The sequence below is a fragment of the Streptomyces sp. SN-593 genome (assembly GCF_016756395.1).
Taxonomy (GTDB): Bacteria; Actinomycetota; Actinomycetes; order Streptomycetales; family Streptomycetaceae; genus Actinacidiphila; species Actinacidiphila reveromycinica.
On sequence record NZ_AP018365.1, the window covers coordinates 8,711,313 to 8,727,225 of the forward strand.

9 protein-coding genes are annotated in these 15,913 nt (G+C 73.2%); all 9 read left to right on the forward strand.

Annotation, left to right across the window (positions count from 1 at the left end; translation table 11 throughout):
* Positions 1-53 precede the first annotated feature (53 nt).
* The 9 genes from RVR_RS36095 to RVR_RS36135 all read left to right on the forward strand — a co-directional run bounded on the left by RVR_RS36095 (position 54) and on the right by RVR_RS36135 (position 15,489).
* On the forward strand, positions 54-1,727 hold the full coding sequence (locus tag RVR_RS36095; RefSeq protein WP_202239670.1) for an ABC transporter ATP-binding protein: 1,674 nt from the start codon (positions 54-56) through the stop codon (positions 1,725-1,727).
* Positions 1,724-3,820, forward strand: a complete 2,097-nt coding sequence (locus RVR_RS36100; protein ID WP_202238211.1) for an ABC transporter ATP-binding protein — start codon at positions 1,724-1,726, stop codon at positions 3,818-3,820. Before RVR_RS36095 ends, RVR_RS36100 begins: the two co-directional genes overlap by 4 nt.
* Positions 3,821-4,126: 306 nt before the next feature.
* Positions 4,127-5,089, forward strand: coding sequence for an ABC transporter ATP-binding protein (locus RVR_RS36105; RefSeq protein ID WP_202238212.1), 963 nt, complete (start codon positions 4,127-4,129; stop codon positions 5,087-5,089).
* A gap of 52 nt (positions 5,090-5,141) precedes the next feature.
* Positions 5,142-5,930, forward strand: coding sequence for an ABC transporter permease (locus RVR_RS36110; protein ID WP_202238213.1), 789 nt, complete (start codon positions 5,142-5,144; stop codon positions 5,928-5,930).
* Between the two features lie 253 nt (positions 5,931-6,183).
* Positions 6,184-6,987 carry a hypothetical protein gene (locus RVR_RS36115; RefSeq protein ID WP_202238214.1) on the forward strand — a complete coding sequence of 268 codons (804 nt, stop codon included), beginning with the start codon at positions 6,184-6,186 and terminating at the stop codon, positions 6,985-6,987.
* 44 nt (positions 6,988-7,031) lie between these two features.
* Entirely contained in the window at positions 7,032-8,840 is a 1,809-nt protein-coding gene (locus RVR_RS36120; RefSeq protein ID WP_202238215.1) for a non-ribosomal peptide synthetase, read from the forward strand.
* Between the two features lie 128 nt (positions 8,841-8,968).
* Positions 8,969-10,516: an FAD-binding oxidoreductase gene (locus tag RVR_RS36125; protein WP_202238216.1), complete on the forward strand. Its 1,548-nt coding sequence runs from the start codon at positions 8,969-8,971 to the stop codon at positions 10,514-10,516.
* Between the two features lie 332 nt (positions 10,517-10,848).
* Complete coding sequence (locus RVR_RS36130) at positions 10,849-13,392, forward strand: MGH1-like glycoside hydrolase domain-containing protein (protein ID WP_202238217.1); 2,544 nt, start codon at positions 10,849-10,851, stop codon at positions 13,390-13,392.
* A gap of 24 nt (positions 13,393-13,416) precedes the next feature.
* Complete coding sequence (locus tag RVR_RS36135) at positions 13,417-15,489, forward strand: glycoside hydrolase family 30 protein (RefSeq protein WP_202238218.1); 2,073 nt, start codon at positions 13,417-13,419, stop codon at positions 15,487-15,489.
* Positions 15,490-15,913: the final 424 nt, after the last annotated feature.

Here is a 15,913-nt window from a genome sequence, read left to right on the forward strand (position 1 = left end):
TGACCCGCCTGCTGCGGGTTTTCCTGCGTCCCTACGCCGGCCTGCTCGCCGCCATGACGGCCCTGCTGGCCGCGCAGGCGGCCGGGAACCTCTACCTGCCCGCCCTCAACGCCGACCTCACCAACAAGGGTGTCGTCAGCGGCGACACCGGCTACGTGTGGCGCACCGGCGGCCTGATGCTCGCCGTCGTCCTCGGCGTCGGCCTGCTGTCGGTGGCCACCACCTGGGGCACGTCGCGGGTCGCGATGGGGGCCGGGACCCGGATGCGGGCCGCGCTGTTCCGGCGCGTGCAGGCGTTCTCGACCGCCGAGGTGGGCCGGTTCGGCATCCCGTCGCTGATCACCCGCAACATCAACGACGTCCAGCAGATCACCGCCTTCCTCCAGGCGGCCCTCGCGCCGCTGGTCATGGCGGTGCTGATGTGCGCCGGCGCGGTCGTCATGGCGGTCCGGGAGAGCGCCGCGCTGTCGCTGCTGCTGGTGGTCGCGGTCCCGGTGCTCGCACTCGTCATCGGCGGCCTGCTGCTGGTCCTGGTGCCGATGGCCCGCACCATGCAGGACCGGGTCGACCGCATCAACCACGTGCTGCGCGAGCAGATCACCGGGGTCCGGGTCACCCGGGCCTTCCTGCGCACCGGCACCGAGCAGCAGCGCTTCCACCGGGCCAGCGCCGACCTCACCGCGATCTCGCTGCGCACCTTCCGGATCTACGCCGCGATCATGCCGGTGGTCATGGTGGTCGCCAACCTCTCCAGCGTGGGCGTCATATGGTTCGGCGGCCACCTGGTCAGCAGGGGCTCCACGCCGATCGGCAACCTGACCGCGTTCCTCGTCTACGTCCTCCAGGTGCTGGTCTACGCCGTGATCGCGGTGTCCGTGATCGCGCTGGCCCCGCGCGCGGTGGCCAGCGCCGAGCGGGTCGACCAGGTGCTGCGGACCGACCCGGTGATCGCCGACCCGGCCGACGCCGTCACACCCGCCGAGGCGACCGGCGCGGTGGAGTTCCGCCACGTCGACTTCGGCTACCCCGGCGGTGAGCGGCCGGTCCTCACCGACGTCACGTTCACCCTGCGGCCGGGCCGGACCACCGGCATCGTCGGCAGCACCGGCAGCGGGAAGACCACACTGCTCCAACTGATCCTGCGCGCCTTCGACGTGACCGGGGGAGAGGTGCTCGTCGACGGCGTGGACGTCCGGCGGCAGTCCGCCGACCGGTTGCGCGGGCCGATCGGGCTGGTGCCGCAGGCCGGCTTCCTCTTCGGCGGCACCGTGGCGAGCAACCTGCGCTTCGCGGCACCCGACGCCACGGACGAGCAGGTGTGGCGGGCCCTGACCACCGCGCAGGCCCGCGACTTCGTGGCCGCCATGCCCGGCGGGCTCGACGCGCCCATCGACCAGGGCGGCACCAACATCTCCGGCGGCCAGCGGCAGCGGCTGTCGATAGCCCGGGCGCTGGTCCGGCCGTCCCGGCTCTACCTGTTCGACGACTGCTTCTCCGCACTCGACGTGGCGACCGACGCCCGCCTGCGCGCCGCCCTGCGCGACGCGACCCGCGAGGCCACCGTCGTGATCGTCGCCCAGCGGGTGAGCACGATCATGCACGCCGACCAGATCATCGTCCTGGACGCCGGGCGGGTCGTCGGTGTCGGCACCCACGAGCACCTGCTCGACCAGTGCGTGACCTACCAGGAGATCGTCGCGTCGCAGTTGGGGGAGGAGGCGGCATGACCACCGAGAAGCCCCGCACGCAGGACGCGGACGAACCCGCGGTGCGCGCCGCCGATCCCGACGCCGCCGATCCCCCCGCCGCGGACGAACACGCCGCGGACGAACGCGCGTCGCACGAAGCCGCGTCGCACGAAGCCGCGTCGCCCGGAACCGGTCACACCGGCTCCGGCGACGTCGACAAGGCCGCCGTCAAGGCCCGGCTCGCCGCGCTGCTGCGGCCGGAACGCGGCAGGGTGCTGCTGGTCACCGGGCTGGCCGCCCTCGGCGTGGCGTTCCTGCTCGCCGGCCCCACCATCCTCGGCCGGGCCACGGACATCCTGTTCGACGGTGTCGTCAGCCGCCAACTGCCGCACAACGAGACGAAGTCGCAGGTCCTGGCGTCCCTGCGGGCGCACGGCCACGGCGACACGGCCCGGGTGCTGGCCGGCATGCACCTGGTGCCCGGTACCGGTGTCGACTTCACCCGGCTCGGTCAGGTGCTCGGCCTCGCCGCGGTCGTCTACGCGCTGGGCGCCGCGTTCTGGTGGGCGCAGGGCTACCTGATGGCCGGAGTGGCCCAGCGGATCGTCTACCGCATCCGTGAACAGGCCGAACTCAAGCTCGCCAGGCTGCCGTTGCGCCACTTCGACAGCACCGCGCACGGCGACACGCTCAGCCGGGTCACCAACGACGTCGACAACATCAGCTCGGCGCTCAACGAGGGCCTCGGCCCGTTGATCACCGCCCTGCTCACCGTGCTCGGCGTGATGGGGATGATGTTCTGGATCTCCCCGCTGCTGGCGGCCCTGACCCTGGCGGGCATCCCGCTGGTGCTGCTGGTCAGCGGGCTGGTCGTCCGCCGCGCCAAGCCGTCGTTCGCCGCGCAGTGGGAGCGGACCGGCGCCCTGAACGGCCTGGTCGAGGAGACGCACTCGGGCCACGAACTGGTGGTGGCGTTCGGCCGGCAGGACAGCGTGGTCGAGGAGTTCGACCGGCAGAACGAAGAACTTTTCGAGGCGGGCTTCCGGGCCCAGTTCCTGGCCGGCGTGATCCTCCCGGCCGTCCAGTTCATCGGCAACGTCAACTTCGTGGTGGTGGCGGCGCTCGGCGGCTACCAGGTGGCCACCGGCGCGATCACGCTCGGCGCGGTGCAGGCGTTCATCCAGTACTCGCAGCGTTTCACCCCGGTCACCCAGATCGCCGCGCTCATCGGCCAGTTGCAGTCCGGGCTCGCGTCGGCCGGCCGGGTCGCCGAGTTCCTGGCGGCACCGGAGGAGCCGGAGATCGCCGAACCCGAGCGCCCCGAACCCGAGCGCCCCGGGCCCGCCGCGTCCACCCCGCTTCCGTCGCCCGTGCCGCCCCCCGCGACGACCGCCCGCACGGTCCGGCTGGAGGAGGTCTCGTTCCGCTACGACCCGGACACCCCGTTGATCGAGGGGCTCTCCCTCGAAGCCGCCCCCGGCGAGACCGTGGCGATCGTCGGCCCGACCGGCGCCGGCAAGACCACCGTGGTCAACCTGCTCATGCGCTTCTACGAGGTCGACGGCGGCCGCATCCTGCTCGACGGCGTGGACTACCGCGCGTTGGGCCGCGACGAGGTACGGCGCTGCTTCGGCATGGTGCTCCAGGACACGTGGCTGTTCGGGGGCACGATCCGCGACAACATCGCCTACGGGCGCGAGGGCGCCACCGACGAGGAGGTCAGGGCGGCCGCCCGGGCCGCGCACGTCGACGAGTTCGTGCGGGTGCTGCCCGGCGGCTATGACACGGTGCTGGACGCGGACTCCTCCGGCCTGTCCGCCGGACAGCGCCAACTCCTCACCATCGCAAGGGCGTTCCTCGCCGATCCGGGCATCCTGATCCTCGACGAGGCGACCAGCAACGTGGACACCCGCACCGAGGCGATGATCCAGGACGCGATGGGCCGCCTGCGCGCCGGCCGGACCAGCTTCGTCATCGCGCACCGGCTGTCCACCGTCCGTGACGCCGACACGATCGTGGTGATGGACGGCGGCCGGGTCGTCGAACAGGGCGGCCACGACGCCCTGCTGGACCGCCGGGGGCTCTACCACGAGCTGTACCACAGCCAGTTCACCCAGCCGCTGGCCTCCTGAGCCCGCCCCGGCAGCGCCCGCGCACCGGCCCCGCACGTACCCCCGGCCCCGCCGTACCCCCGGGCCCCGCCCGTACCGATCCCGCACGGCCCCGCCCCGGCACGCCCCGGGCGGGGCCGTGCCGCGCTCCCGGCACCCGGCCGCGGTGGAGGGGGCATCCACCGATCGGTGGATGCCCCCTCCACCGCGCGGCCGACCGCCCGCCTCCCGTCGGGAAGGGCCGGCCGGCCGATGCGGCCGGGGCCCTTCCGCTGCCAGTCTCGTAGGTGCGATCCGGACCCTCCGGAGGCGGGAAGGACGCCGGGCATGCCAGCGGACATCGAGGTGCGGCACCTCCACAAGAAGTACGGCGACAACGTGGCGGTCGCCGACGTCTCGTTCACCGTCGAGCAGGGCGAGATCTTCGGCATCCTCGGTCCGAACGGCGCCGGGAAGACCACCACCGTGGAGTGCGTCGAGGGGCTGCGCAGGCCCGACGGCGGCGAGATCCGGGTGCTCGGCCTCGACCCGCAGCACGACCGGGCCGAGCTGACCCAGCGGCTCGGGGTGCAGCTCCAGGACGGCCAGTTGCCCGACCGGATGACGGTCGGCGAGGCGCTGCGGCTCTACCGCTCCTTCTACCGCGAGCCGGCCGACCCGCAGGCCCTGATGGACGCGCTCGGCCTGGCCGCCAAGCACAGGACCCGGTACGCCGACCTGTCCGGCGGCCAGAAGCAGCGGCTGTCGATCGCGCTCGCGCTGATCGGCAACCCGAAGGTGGCCGTCCTGGACGAGCTGACCACCGGCCTGGACCCGCAGGCGCGCCGCGACACCTGGAGCCTGATCCAGGACGTGCGGGCGCGCGGGGTGACGATCCTGCTGGTCACGCACTTCATGGAGGAGGCCGAGCGGCTGTGCGACCGGGTGGCGGTCATCGACCGCGGCCGGGTCGCCGCCGTGGACAGCCCGACCGGGCTGACCGAGCGGGTCCAGGACGGCCAGCGGATCAGGTTCCGGCCGTCCGTCCCGTTCGAGGACGCGCTGCTGACGGACCTGCCGGACGTCACGGGCCTCACCCGCCAGAACGACCTCGTGGTGGTCACCGGTACCGAGAACGCGCTCAACGCGATCACCTCCGTGCTGGCCCGCAACAACATCGTGGCCCAGCACCTGCGGGTGGACCAGCCCAGCCTGGAGGACGCCTTCGTCGCGCTGACCGGCAACCACCCCGCCGCGGGAGCCGACGCCGCCCCCGGCACCTCCGACGCCTCACCCGCCGCCCGTTCCTAGGGCCCGTCCGCCCGTCCGCCACGTCCCACCGGCCCCCAGGGGGAGTCCCACCATGTCAGTCAGCACCTCAGCCGGGCCCGTGCCGCCCGCCGCGGACCGCGGCTCGGTGCTGGGGCAGCTCGCCCTCAGCGAGCTGAGGATGTTCGTCCGTGCCAAGGCCGGCCCGATCTTCGCGATCGGCCTGCCGCTGGCCCTGCTGATCATCTTCGGCAACATCCCGTTCTACAACGAGCACCGCAAGAGCCTGGACGGCTACACCCTGCTCGACGTCTACGTGCCGATCCTGTCCGCGTTCGTGCTGGCCACCCTCTCCTTCAACGTGGTGCCGGCGGTGCTGGTCTCCTACCGGGAGAAGGGCGTGCTGCGCCGGCTGCGGACCACCCCGGTCGGCCCGGCCCGGGTGCTGGCCGCCCAGCTCCTGGTGAACCTCGGCACCGCCGCCGTCTCCGTGGTCGCGGTGCTGCTGGTCGGCCGGTTCGGGTTCGGTGTGGAGCTGCCCCGCCAGGCCGGGGGCTACGCGGTCGGCATCGTGCTGGCGGCGCTCGCCCTCATGTCGATCGGGCTGTTCGTCGCGGCCGTGGCCACCAGCAGCCAGGTCGCGGACGCCGTGGGCACCACGCTGTTCTACGTGATGATGTTCTTCGCCGGCCTGTTCCTGCCGATCGGCGCGATGCCCTCGCTGCTGAAGCACATCAGCCGGGCCGCTCCCCTCGGCGCCGCCGTGCAGGCGCTGACCGACGCCAGCGAGGGGCACTGGCCGCACGCCGCCCAGCTACTGACGCTCGTCGCCTACGTGGTCGTCTTCGGCGCGGGCGCCGTCAGGTGGTTCCGCTGGGAGTGACCGCCGGCCCCGCCGGGAGCGGCCGGCCGTGCCGGAGCCCGCTGGGCCCGGCACGGCCGGCCGGCCGCCCTGGTGAACAGCTTCGGCAGCGTGGTGAGATGGCCCCCGGGAAAGCCGGCGTGCTCGACGGGGGTTGCCGTCCTTCGCGCTGCGGGGCGCCGCGTTCGCCCGCCCCCTGATTCCGTCGGGGGAGTGCCGATTCCTGCGGGGCCGTACGGCCCTGAAATCGTCCAGTGGCGGGAGTTGATGCGCAATGGCGTCGGGCAACGCGTGGCGGGTACTCGGGACCGGGGAGGGCGACGGCGTCATACTCGCCTGCGACTACGCGACCGCGGCCCGTCCGGAGGCGCAGTTCTCGCACTTCGTCACGCATCTGACGCCCGCCCGCACGGTGTGGGAGACGGCGATGCCGAAGCCCGGGACCGAGAGCGGCTGGCGCGCCGAGGACTACCTCGACTGGTGGACGGCGCCGCTGCGCGCGTCCGGTGTCCGCGTGGACGCCGTCCTCGGCTTCTGCGCCGGCAGCGTCTTCGCCGCGGGCGTCGCCCGTGAGGTGGCGCGACAGCAGTCGCAGCCGGTCCCGCTGGTCGTCCTCGAACCCGAACTGCCCGGTGCTCTCGCGCTCTACGACCACTACCACCGCGCCGTCGAGCTGTTCGCACCGGTCCTGGACCGGTCCGCCGTGGACGGCATGCAGGAGGCCGGGCAGGAACTGCTCGCCCGCGACGGCGACCTCCAGGTGTTCGGCCCCGCCCTGGCCGGGCTGTACGAGCGGGTGGCCGACGACGCGATGGCGAAGATCGGGCTCAACGCCGGCCGCCGGGCCGAACTCATCGCCGTCTTCACGTCGTTCATCAACTGGGTGGTCGCCGCGGGGCCGATCGACCCGGCACCGGAGTGGGCCGGCGCCGTCTGCGTGAGCGCGAAGGGCGACATCGACCCCTCCATCGCGCTCGGACGCCTGATCACCGTGGACGTCGACCACGACCGGATGCTCGCCGACCCCGGGGTGGTGCGCACCGTGGTCGACGCGCTCGACCAGGGCGTCCGGCCCTGACCGGGGTGGAGCCCCCGGCGACCGCACCGGACCGGGGGGACACCGTGCACCGGCTGCCGGACCCGGGCTGGAACCCGCCGCCGGACCGCGCCTGGCGGGCCGACACCCTGCACGGCCTGTTCGCGTGGTGCGCGCGGCGCTGGCCGGACCGGACCGCGGTGCGGCACGGCGACCGGGAGGTCGGCTACGGGGAGCTGTCCGCGGCGGCCGACACCGTGGCCGCGCGGCTGGAGTCGGCCGGCGTCGGACCGGGCGGCTTCGTGCCGGTGCTGATGCCGCGCTCGCCGGAGTTCCTCGCGGTGCTGCTCGCCGTCACGCGACTCGGCGCCGCCTACGCCGCCCTGGACCCGCGCTGGCCGCACGACCGGCTGGCCGGCATCGTCCGGCGGCTCGGCCCGCCGCTGCTGGTCACCGGCCAGGACGGGGACTGGCCGGTGCCGACCTGGGAGCCGGGCGCCGACACCGCCCGGCTCGCGGCGCAGCGCCTGACCCCGGGCACGTACCCGGTCGGCCCGGACGACCCGTGCGCGGTCTTCTTCACCTCCGGATCGTCCGGCGTGCCCAACGGCGTGGTCTGCGCCCACCGCGGCACCGTCCGCATCTTCGACGACTGGGCGTTCGCCCCCCGCGACAGCGCGGTGGTCATGCCGCAGTCCCTCGCCGCCACCTGGGACGCGTTCGGCCTCGACTCCTGGGGGGTGCTGCTCGGCGGCGGCACGATCATCCTGCTCGACGGCGGCACCCTGGAACTCACCAGGCGACTGCGGGAGTTGATCGCCGACGACGGTGCGAACACCGCCTTCCTGCCCACCGCGGTCTTCCACATGCAGGTCGAGACCGACCTCGACGCGTTCACCGGACTGCGCACCGTCGGCACCGGCGGCGAGCGGCTGTCGGCACGGCACGCCCGGATGTTCCTGGAGCGCCACCCCGGCATCACCCTGCACAACATGTACGGACCGGTGGAGAGCACCATCGCCTCCACCGACCACGTCGTCACCCTCGACGACTGCCGTGGGGGCGACGTGCCGATCGGCGCCCCCCTGCCCGGCACCGAGGTGCACGTGCTGGACGGAGCGCGCACCTGCGCCGTCGGCGAGGTCGGGGAGATCTGCCTGGCCGGCGACGGACTCGCGCTCGGCTACGTCGACGACCCGGCGCTGACCGCCCGCCGGTTCGTCGAACTCGACACGCCCGCCGGCCGCCGGCGGCTGTACCGCACCCGCGACCTCGGCTTCTGGTCGCGGGACGGCGCGGTGTGCTTCGTCGGGCGCGCCGACGGCCAGCTGAAGATCCGCGGCCACCGCGTGGAGCCGCACGAGATCGAGGTCGCCGCCGAGGACCTGCCGGGCATCGGCCGGGCCGTCGCCGTACCCGTCCTCGACACCGAGGGCGCCTGCGTGGACGTCAGCCTGTTCTACGTGCCGCTGCCCGGCGCCGAGCCGTCCGAGCAGGACGTGCGGGACGCGCTGGCGCGACGACTGCCCGGCTACCTGGTGCCCGGCCGCGCGCACCGGCTGGAGGACCTGCCGGTGCTGGAGGACCGCAAGGTCGACCGCAGGGAACTGGCCGCGCGTGCCGGGAGGTTGCGCGCCGAGGCCGGTCAGGGCGCACCTGCGGCCGGCAGCACCGAGCGCCGTGTCGCCGCCATCTTCGCCGGCGTGCTCGGGGTGTCCGAACTGCCCCGCGACGTCTCGTTCTTCGCGCTCGGCGGCAACTCGCTGTCCGTCACCCGGGCGTCCGCGCTGCTCGACGAGGAGTTCGGGGTGCGCGTCCCACTGGAGGCGATCTTCGACCACGCGACCGTCGAGGGCGTCGCCGGGCTGCTGGCCCAGGCCGGCGCGCCGACGTGAGCGGCGTGCCCGACCGGTGACCCGGGGCCGCCCCGCCCCCAGGGCCGCCCGCCCGTGAGGCGGCCCACCGACCCGACCGCCCAGCCCCGCCGCCTGCCGCGGGAGCAGGCCGAGTGAGAGAAGCGTCGATGCACACCACCCAGGACACCCACACGCCGGAGGGGCGCACGGCGGCCTTCCGGATCGCGCCGGACGACCGGCGGTACGCCGACCTGACCCGCGGCTGCAACCAGCGGTTCGTCAGCAGTCCGGACTACGTCTACCTGATCCGCTCGACGCAGGACGCGGTCGACGCCGTGCAGGAGGCCGTCGACGGCGGGCGGCCGATCTCCGTGCGCAGCGGCGGGCACTGCATGGACGAGCTGGTGGACACCCCCGAGGTGCGCGCGCTGCTCGACACCTCCGAGCTCCAGGGCATCCGGTTCGACCCCGAGCGGCGGGCGTTCATGATCGAGCCGGGCGTCAGGCTCGGCGACATGTGCGGCACGCTCTACAAGAAGTGGGGGGTGACGCTGCCGGTCGGCTCCTGCCCGTCGGTCGGTGTCGGCGGCCACTTCGCCGGCGGCGCCTACGGCCCGCTGTCGCGCCGGCTGGGCTACCTGGTGGACTACCTGTGCGCGGTGGAGGTCGTGGTCGTCGACGCCGACGGCCGGGCCCGGGCGGTGGTCGCGACCGACGAGCCGGACGATCCGCACCGCGAGCTGTGGTGGGCCCACACCGGCGGTGGCGGCGGCAACTTCGGCATCGTCACCCGCTACTGGCTGCGCTCCCAGGGCGCCGAGGGCGACGACCCGGCCACCCTGCTCCCGAAGCCGCCGCAGTCGGTGCTGCTCAGCCGCGTGGTGTGGCCGTGGGCGGGCCTGGACGAGGCGAACTTCGCCCGGCTGGTGGGCAACTTCGCCGGCTGGTTCGAGCGGAACTCGGGCCCGGACTCGGAGTACCTCGACCTCTACAGCGGCCTGATCCTGCCGCACAAGTCGGCCGGCGGCGTCATGATGAACGTCCAGATGGACGCGGACGCGCCGCACGCCGCCGAGCTGTTCGAGCGCTTCCACGCGGCCGTGCGGGAGGGCGTGGAGGTCCCGGCGGTGGTCGACGAGAAGCTGCGGATGCCGTGGCTGCGCGCCACCCGCTGGACCTGGCTGTACTCCAGCGGCAGCACCGAGACGCAACGTGCCAAGCTCAAGGCCGCCGACCTGCGCCGGGGCTACTCCGACGAGCAGGTCGCCACGATCCACCGCTACCTGACGGCGGACGACTACCCCAACCCCTCGGCGGCGCTCACCTTCGTCGGCTTCGGCGGCGTGGCCAACGAGCGGCCCGAGGACGCGACGGCGATCCCGCAGCGGGACTCCGTCCTCAAGCTGATCTACTCCGCGACCTGGCAGCACGCGACCGACGACGAGAAGAGCTTCGCCTGGCTGCGGGCGTGGTACCGCGACGTGCACCGGGACACCGGCGGGGTGCCGATCTCCGACGACGTCACCAACGGCACCTACATCAACAACCCCGACAGCGACCTGAAGGCCCCGGAGTGGAACACCTCCGGCGTGCCCTGGCACACCTTCTACTACAAGGACAACTACCCGCGCCTGCAGCGGGTGAAGGCGGCGTACGACCCGCGCGACGTCTTCCACCACGCGCTCTCCGTCCGTCCCCCGTCCCCGGACGCCTGACCGGCCGGCAGCTTCCGTGAAGGCGCCCCGACCCGACCGGGTGGGGCGCCTTCCGCGTGTCCGGGCCGACCCGGGCCGACCCGGACCCGTCCGGGGGCTGCCACAGGACGGCCCCCGGGGCTGCCCGGGGGCGCGACTCTCGACGGATCTGTTGACAGCGCTGTCGTGAGCGCTAACAATTCGAGTCGCCCGTGATGCAGTTCATGCCGTATCCCCCTCGGGGCCTCGTGCCCCCCGGGCCCCGTGGCCGGTAGCGCCGTGCTGGCCTGCTCCTATGCATGCCCCGGGGTCCGTCAGACGTTGGAACGGAAGGTCTCATGACCCATCGTCACATGCCCAGGCGAAGCTTTCTGAAGGTGGCCGGAGCGACCGGCATCGGCGGTTCGGTGGCTGCTCTTGCGAGCGATAACATCGCAGCGGCCGCGACCGGTGGCGCGGAGGCGGACGCCGCACCGGGCGCCTCCGGCGGGCACCCGGCAGCCCTGCCGTACCCGACGCTGAAGCGGCCGTTCGCGATGCCGGGCGTCAAGGAGCAGGACTGGACGGGCGCGCTGTTCGTCGGCGAGGGCGAGTCCCGGTTCGCCGTCCGCGTGGTGCTGCTCACCGAGGCGGGCACCGTCATCCGCGAGAAGATGACCAACAACCTGTGGCGGATCGGCCCGATGGCCCCCGACGGCAGCTTCAAGCAGGTCCACATCAGCAGCGACGACCGCTCGGTGACGCCGGCCCACCTGGAGGCGTTGCAGGAGGTCATCGCCCACCCCGACTGGTTCTCGGCCGACGAGGTCACGGACGCCACCGCGAAACTCCCTGTCCTCCAGGCGAAGTACGACCTGGCGCAGGCGCAGAAGCGCGACCTCGTGGTGCGCTACGCCCGCACCGGCGACGGCAGTTCGGTGGTCGCCACGGTCACCGCGCTCGCCGACGACACCACGGTCTTCCTGGAGGTCGGCACCCCGTGGGGCGCGGCCGCCGGCGAGAGCGCCGCCTTCGCGCTCGACGGCCACGACGTGACCGGCAGCGCCCCCGGCCTGGTGGACACCGCCTCGACGGGCCACATCCGGCTCACCCCCGCCGAGCGTCCGGTCTCCGCCGCCTGCTACGCCTCCGTCGCCGACCTGACCGCGGCGATGACCGGCGGCACCGGGGCGCCGGGCACCGCCACCGCGGCCCTGCGCTACGACCTCGGCAAGGGGGAGAGCATCACCTTCGCGGCCGCCGTCGGCGGCCGGCCGCCGACGGTCGGCACGCCCGAACCGCACGAGGTGGAGCGCCGGCTCGCCACCGCCCAGGCCGCGATCCGCGCCACCCAGCTCACCGGCTCCGGCCCGGTCGGCCAGGCCGCGGACGCGGTACGCGACGCGCTGTCGCTGAACACCAACTACGACAAGGACTTCCACCGCAACTACGTCCTGTGGGGCTGGGGCGGCGGGGGCGGGCTGTTCACCGGCTGGGACTCCTCCTTCGACTGCATCGACGCCGGCCTGGTCAGCCAGACCCTCGCCACCCAGCACGAGACGGACGTCTTCGACCAGCCGGCACCGCCCAACCAGGTGGACCTGAAGGGCCCGCGCTACGACCAGGAGAACTCCGCCCCCATGCACGCCTACGCGGTGTGGCGGCTGTACACGAAGTTCGGCGACCGCGGCGTGCTGGAGAAGGCGTACCCGCACCTGGTCACCTTCCACGACCTGATGCCGGAGTGGGACGCCGACGGCGACGGGCTGCTGGAGGCGCCGTACTTCGGCGACCGGGTCGGCGGCCGCGGCAACCACCTCGGCCTGGACGACCTGCCGGTCTACGCCGACTACCAGCGCGTCCCCAAGGCCGGCGGCAGCGGCGACCCGCGCGACAACACCAACCTCACCGACGTACCGCTGAACGCGTACTACGCGCTGCTCGCCGAGACGCTGGCGAAGATGGCCCGGGTGCTCGGCAGGAGCGCCGACGCCCGGCGCTTCGCCGCGCAGTACGCGACGATCAAGCGCCTGCTCAACGAGCGGCTGTGGCACCCGGGCAAGGGCCTGTACCTGAGCCGCTACCTCGACGGGACCTGGAACGAGGTGGTCACGCCGACCGTGTTCTACCCGCTGTTCGCGGGCATCGCGACCCCCGAACGTGCCAGGACGCTGATCACCCACCTGCTGGACCCGCAGATGTTCTGGGGCGACTACGTGGTGCCGAGCATCGCCCGCAACGACCCGACGTACTGCTCCGGCGGCCCGGTGCACCCGAAGTCCGAGCACTTCAGATTCTTCGACCGCTACGGGGAGGGCACCGCCCCCGAGCAGTGGAAGGGCGCGATCTGGCCGCCGATGAACGCCACCGTCTACGACGGCGTCAAGCGCTACGGCTTCGACGACGTCGCCGGCATGTTCGCCACCCGCAGCACCGCGATGTACCTGGACTCCTGGACGAACGACGGCTGGTTCCCCGAGTCGTTCGACCCCGAGCCCGGGCAGTCGATCATGGGGCCGGCGGTCGACACCGCCTGGCGGACGTACTCCTGGTCCAACGCGATGCCGGTGCAGGGCCTGCACGAACTGCTCTCGGACAACCCGTGGGACGGCGACCCGTCGGCGCTGATGTTCGGCTCGCTCTCCCTGCCGGGCACCAACAGCATCTCCAACGTGCAGATGCGCGGCCACCGCTACGACGTGTCGGCCGGCCCGGACCGCACCACCCTGGCCCGCGACGGCAAGGTGGTCTTCCGCGCCACCGGCGCGCGCGTGGCGGTCCGCAACTTCCTGCTGACCGACACCGGCGCCTCCTTCGATCTCACCGCCGACGGCGTCGCGCACGTGGAAGTCCTCCCCGCCCACGGCCGGCCGCGCTCCAGCAAGGCGGCCAAGGGCCGCTCCCACATCCGGCTCTGACGCGGACGAAGGAGGACCACACCCATGATCCGCACCGGAAGAGTGCCGCTGCGCGCGCCCTGGTGGCTGCCGCACCGCGTCGCGTGGGCGGTCGGCAGCGTGCTGCTGGCCTGCGTGGCGCTGCTGGCGCCACCGCCCAGCGCGGGCGCGGCCACCCGGCCGGCCGCCCAGCAGATCGCCGTCGACGGCAACGGCACCGGCCGCACCTTCGCCGGCGTCGGGGCGATCAGCGGTGGCGGCGGCACCTCGCGCCTGCTCACCGACTACCCCGAACCCGAACGCGGCCAGATCCTCGACTACCTGTTCAAGCCCGGTTACGGAGCCTCGCTGCAGATCCTCAAGGTGGAGATCGGCTCCGACACCAACTCCAGCAACGGCGCCGAGCAGAGCCACATGCGCACCCCCACCGACGTCGACTGCGACCGCGGCTACGAGTGGTGGCTGATGGAGCAGGCCCAGCAGCGCAACCCCGACATCCAGTTCTACGGCCTGGAGTGGGGCGCGCCCGGCTGGTTCGACGGCGGGTTCTGGTCGGCCGACAACATCCGCTACCTCACCACCTGGCTGGGCTGCGCGAAGCAGCACGGCCTGCACGTCGACTACCTGGGCGGCTGGAACGAGAAGGGCTGGGACGCGTCCTGGTACGAGCAGCTCAAGTCGACGCTGGTGCGCGACGGGTACGGCTCGGTGAAGGTCGTCGCCGCCGACAACGCCGGATGGCAGGTGGCCACCGACATGAAGGACGACCCGGCGTTCGACGCGGCCACCGACGTCGTCGGGGTGCACTACCCCTGCACGGCGGCGCACTGCTCCAGCACCCCCGACGCGCTCGGCCTCGGCAAGCCGCTGTTCGCCAGCGAGTCCGGGTGGAACGACTACCTGACCGGAGCGGACCGGCTCGCCGCCGAGATGAACCACGAGTACGTCGACGCGGGCATCACCGGGTTCATCAACTGGCCGGCGGCGTACGCCTGGTACCCGACGGTGCAGATGCAGGGCAGCGGGCTGCTGGAGGCGAACGAGCCGTGGAGCGGGAACTACCGGCTCGGCCCGACGCTGTGGACGGTCGCGCAGACCGCGCAGTTCACCCACCCCGGCTGGCAGTACGTCGACTCCGCCAGCGGCTACCTCGACGGCGGCGGCACGTACGTGACACTCAGGTCACCCGGCCGGCACCCGTCGTACACCACCGTGTTCGAGACGACGGGCGCGAGCGCGCCGCAGACGGTGTCGTTGACGCCCTCCGGTCCGCTCCCGAACAGCCCGCTGCACCGGTGGACGACCACGCTGGACTCCACCGATCCGGCGGACTGGTTCGTGCGCGGCGCCGACGTGCGCGCCGGCGCGGGTGGCGCGCACACCGCCACACTCCAGCCCGGCACCGTCACCACGCTCACCACCGTGGCCGGGGGCAAGGGCCCGGCCGCGGCGAAGGCACCCGCCTCGAAGCCGATGCCGCTGCCCTACCGGGAGGACTTCGACGGCTACCGCGACGGTGCGAGCGCGCGCTACGTCTCGGACATGGAGGGCGCGTTCCAGGTCGAGCCGTGCGCGCCCGGCCCGCGGTCCGCGGCCGGCCGCGGCGGCACAGGGAAGTGCCTGCAACAGATGATCACCCAGCAGCCGATCCAGTGGGCGCGGGTGCCCAGCCCGCTCACGCTGGTGGGCGACGCCACGTGGGGCGACTACACGGTGTCGGTCGAGGCGAGGATCGCGAAGGGCAGCACCTCCACCCTGCTCGGCCGGGTCTCCGGCCAGCTCAACACCGTGGGCGCCGGCCGGATCACGGCGTGGGAGGGCTACTACCTGAAGCTCTCGGACAGCGGAGGCTGGTCGCTGGAAGTCCTCGACCCGGACAAGACCACCCGGGTCCTGGCCTCCGGCACGGTGCACGGCGTCACCTCCGGCGGTTGGTCCCGGCTCCAACTGTCCTTCTCCGGAGCCGAGATCACCGCCCGGATCAACGGCGCCACGCTCGCGCGCGTGGACGACTCCACCTACGCCCGGGGGCAGCTCGGCCTGGCGTCGGACACCTACACGTCGGCCACCCAGTTCGACGACCTCACGGCCACCGCGCCGCACGGGGCGGCCGGGTAGTCCGACGACCGGCCGAGAACCGGCTGCCCCGGGTTCCGTTTCCGACTCCGACTCCCCTCCGGCCTCCGGCGACCCGCGGTCCGGCCTGCTCCGCTCTTCGGACGGCGCCGGGGCCGATGTGAATTCCCGTGACCCGCTGCGGTCATGCGGCCACAACCGCGGCGGCGGAATTCGGCCGCCCGACCAAACGTCCGGTCGTGAGGAAAGCGGGGGAGACGGCGGGCGGGTCGTGACGGTCCGCGGGCGCGCGGCAATTGGTACGGACCGCGCCCACACCGACCGCCTTACGCACGGGCGCCGCCGCGGCACACCGCGGCGGCGTCCGCCACGCGTTCTCGTACCGACCGGTAGCCCGCGGTCCGCGGTGACCGCGGGCGCCCGCCGCGCCCCGGCGGGGAGGGAGCCGCAGGCAGGAGGGGGCGCC

Coding starts and splice junctions, on each gene's coding strand:
- RVR_RS36125 (WP_202238216.1), top strand. CDS start 8,969: ATGCACACCACCCAGGACACCCACACGCCGGAGGGGCGCACGGCGGCC.
- RVR_RS36105 (WP_202238212.1), top strand. CDS start 4,127: ATGCCAGCGGACATCGAGGTGCGGCACCTCCACAAGAAGTACGGCGAC.
- RVR_RS36095 (WP_202239670.1), top strand. CDS start 54: ATGACGGCCCTGCTGGCCGCGCAGGCGGCCGGGAACCTCTACCTGCCC.
- RVR_RS36130 (WP_202238217.1), top strand. CDS start 10,849: ATGCCCAGGCGAAGCTTTCTGAAGGTGGCCGGAGCGACCGGCATCGGC.
- RVR_RS36100 (WP_202238211.1), top strand. CDS start 1,724: ATGACCACCGAGAAGCCCCGCACGCAGGACGCGGACGAACCCGCGGTG.
- RVR_RS36110 (WP_202238213.1), top strand. CDS start 5,142: ATGTCAGTCAGCACCTCAGCCGGGCCCGTGCCGCCCGCCGCGGACCGC.
- RVR_RS36135 (WP_202238218.1), top strand. CDS start 13,417: ATGATCCGCACCGGAAGAGTGCCGCTGCGCGCGCCCTGGTGGCTGCCG.
- RVR_RS36115 (WP_202238214.1), top strand. CDS start 6,184: ATGGCGTCGGGCAACGCGTGGCGGGTACTCGGGACCGGGGAGGGCGAC.